General features: G+C 67.3%; 2 protein-coding genes and 2 pseudogenes. 1 reads left to right on the forward strand and 3 read right to left on the reverse strand.

Going from position 1 to position 3,007, the window contains the following annotated elements:
- The 3 genes and pseudogenes from I5M_RS07995 to I5M_RS29355 form a co-directional block, all read right to left on the reverse strand.
- Positions 1–1,524: pseudogene (locus I5M_RS07995) on the reverse strand (hypothetical protein); the annotation flags it as partial.
- Positions 1,521–2,320, reverse strand: a pseudogene (locus I5M_RS29350) (CbbQ/NirQ/NorQ/GpvN family protein). The pseudogenes I5M_RS07995 and I5M_RS29350, both read right to left, overlap by 4 nt.
- 203 nt (positions 2,321–2,523) lie before the next feature.
- On the reverse strand, positions 2,524–2,676 hold the full coding sequence (locus I5M_RS29355; RefSeq protein WP_022720923.1) for a hypothetical protein: 153 nt from the start codon (positions 2,674–2,676) through the stop codon (positions 2,524–2,526).
- A 91-nt stretch (positions 2,677–2,767) separates the two neighbouring features.
- Between I5M_RS29355 and I5M_RS34045 the strand changes: the two genes are divergently transcribed.
- A partial coding sequence (locus I5M_RS34045) for an aldehyde dehydrogenase family protein (RefSeq protein WP_283804864.1) occupies positions 2,768–3,007 on the forward strand: 240 nt, incomplete at its 3' end.

Below are 3,007 nucleotides of genomic sequence, written 5' to 3' on the forward strand. Positions count from 1 at the left end.
CGCTGATGCGGCGCGCATCGCCGCAGATGCGGCAACTTCGCGCACCGTGGTCCACTCCGGCCGCTCGATGCCGTGGCGACGGTCCCATTCGGGATAGGTCGCCAGCACGGTGCCGCGGCTGTCCGGCGCGACTGGCCGTGCCTTGCCGGCGTCGCTCTCCGATGGTTGCTGATCGTCGGGCGGCGCCTCGTCGCTTTCCTGCTGCTCGATGCGGGCGGCATCGACGAACATCTCCAGCACTTCGGCATTGGCCTGCGGCGGTTCGTCGAAATCCCACAGGCCTAGATTATCGTCGCGATACACCGGCTCGATCACGTGAGTCTTGGCATTGAACTGCAGCCGCATCTGGCCGAGATCGTTGCCGAGCAGCATGCCGATCTCGCGGGCGATCGTCGGATCGTGCAGCCGCGGCTGCGCGGCGGCGAACAGCGCGCGGCCTTTCTCGACGAAGCCGTGATCGTCTTCGTAGTTTGCATCAAGCAGCGCACGGGCGAGCCGCGCCAGCAGCGCCGGTGCGGTGGCGATGCCGTCAGGTCTGGCGGTGTGAAACGGCGCCCACAGCCGGCGTAGTCCTGGAAGTTGCCGAAGCGCCAGGGCCTCGATGCGCGCATCCTCGATCAGTCCGACCAGCACGATCTGCAGCGGTTTGAGCTTGCCGACCGGGAAGCGGCTGCCGCCGAGCATCAGATGCGCCTGGGCGTGCGCGGCGGCGGCGCGATACAGCCGCCAGGCCTCGTCGCCCTCGAAGCCGCGATAGACTTCCGGCAACCTGATCAGTGGTCCGGCAATCGCCGAGCGTCGCGCGACCGCGGTGTCGCCACAGGGCAAAGCGCGCAGCAGCGGCACGCGGCCCCATAGTGCGGTGACGAAGGCTTTGAGATGCCGCTCGGTCTCGGCGAAATCGACGCCGCCGAAATCGCGGCTGATCAGCCGCTGCGCCAGCTCGTGCTGCAGCGTGAAGTAGTTCGAGCGGACGCGGCGGTCGCCGTCGGCCAGTTTCAATCCCGCGGCGATGAAGTTCTCGAATGCCTCGACCGAACCCGGCGTCAGGATCGCCGACATCCGCAGCGCCATTGGCTCGACTGATTCCGGCGCGTCATGCGCGAACTGCGTCATTGCCCGCCACCAGCGTGCCAGTTCGGGGCCGGAGGCGAAGGCGTTGCGGGCGATCGGCAGCGCCTTCAGGCTCAGCGCCGCGGCGCGGGCGCCGGCCTCGCGGCAGATCTCCGCCGCGGCGCTGGCGGCGGCGAGCAGCGGCGCAATATTGTCGCCGGGTTCGCTGCGGCTGACGTCCCACATTGCGATCAGGCAGCCGGGGCCGGCGTTGACGTTGACCAGTTCCAGCACCGCGGAAGACCAGGCGTCGAGATCGGCTTCGTTCCACCGCGTCGCGAGATCATCCCACGCCGTGCGAAACGGCGCGCGTAGCGCCTCGCGCTGCCGCATCATCAGATGCAGCTCGCGCGTCGCGCTCGTTGGCGTCGGCTCGACGAGCTTCAGGGCCGCGCGCGGTTGTTCACTCACGGCATGCACGCCTCGATCGCCGCACGCAGCGCGGCGCGAACGTCCGGATGTCGGTGATCGGCAGCACGATGCTTGACTGCACCGCGGCGCCGAGCGGCACGCCGCCGCGCACCAGCCGTCCGGCGTGGATCAGCATCCGGGTCGAGGCGCCTTCGTCGAGGCCGTGGCCCTGCAGATTGCGCGAGCGCTGACCGATCGCAACCAGGATGTCGGCGAGCGAACTATCCGCTCCGGATTCGCGGACCACGATCGCGCTTTCGATCTGCGGCGGCGGATAGGAGAAGTCGATCGCCAGGAATCGCTGCTTGGTGGATTCCTTCAGGTCCTTCACGGCGCTCTGGTAGCCGGGATTGTAGGAGATGGTGAGCTGAAAGTCCGGATGTGCCGGCACGATCTCGTTGTGCTTCTCCAGCGGCAGGATGCGGCGGGCGTCGGTGAGCGGGTGGATCACCACCGTGGTGTCCTGCCGCGCCTCGACGATCTCGTCGAGATAGCAGATCGCGCCGTGGCGCACCGCCTGGGTCAGCGGTCCGTCGTGCCACACCGTGCCCTGCGGTTCGAGCAGATAGCGGCCGGCGAGGTCGGCGGCCGTCATGTCCTCGTGCGCCGCCACGGTGATCAGCGGTCTGCCGAGCCGCCACGCCATGTGCTCGACGAACCGCGTCTTGCCGCAGCCGGTCGGGCCCTTCAGCATCACCGGCAGCCGCTCCCGATAGGCCGCGGTGAAGATCTCGATTTCGTCGCCGTGCGGCTGATAATAGGGTTCTGTCGTGATCCGATATGCGTCGAGGGCCATGCATTCCTCCGATACGAAGGACGGAAGCCGGCGACACTCGGCGCGCGGCAGAACCCGTCCCGAAAAGCTGGGATCGTGGCAATCTCTGCCGCCCGCGCGCGCTGCGCCATCGAAGCGCGCTTGGAAGTCGTTAAACAATAACCCGAAGTATCAGGAGCGCAAGTGCGCGATCCTTTGCGAAAGGGGTGATCGGAGCCGGGCGCTCACGCCTCCGGCTCGGCGTCCTTGGTGGCCTTACAGGAATGGCATTGGCGCTTGCCTTGCGTGGCGAGGCTCAGGCCGGTGCACATCAGGCGGCGGGCCATCGCCTGAAGCGGGCTGCGGGCAATCTGAAGCATGAAATACATTTCGAGCATGGCGTCGTGTGTCTCCCAATCGCGCTGCACAAATGGGACATACGTCGGTTGGGAAGAAGTCCTCCGGTGGGAAGGCTGCCATGCAGGATAGATGCACCTGCATGTTTCTCGGCCTTGCTCCCGGTCTGCCTCTCAGGCAGGCAGCCGGGCGGCATCCTCGGCCAGCAGGTTGGCCGACACCACCACCAGATCGAGAAAGCAGCGGGCCGGCAACGACGCCGGCATCGTTCTGCCAGACGTCGATCCGCAGGCCATCGCCGAAGGCCTGTTCTGGGGCGCGTTCATCAACGCCGGCCAGACCTGCGCGGCGCTGAAGCGGCTCTACTCCACG

Source organism: Rhodopseudomonas sp. B29 (assembly GCF_000333455.1).
In the GTDB taxonomy this organism is placed as follows: domain Bacteria; phylum Pseudomonadota; class Alphaproteobacteria; order Rhizobiales; family Xanthobacteraceae; genus Rhodopseudomonas.

Excerpts from the sequence above, each read along its gene's own strand:
- I5M_RS29355 (WP_022720923.1), bottom strand. The coding sequence starts at position 2,676 with ATGCTCGAAATGTATTTCATGCTTCAGATTGCCCGCAGCCCGCTTCAG.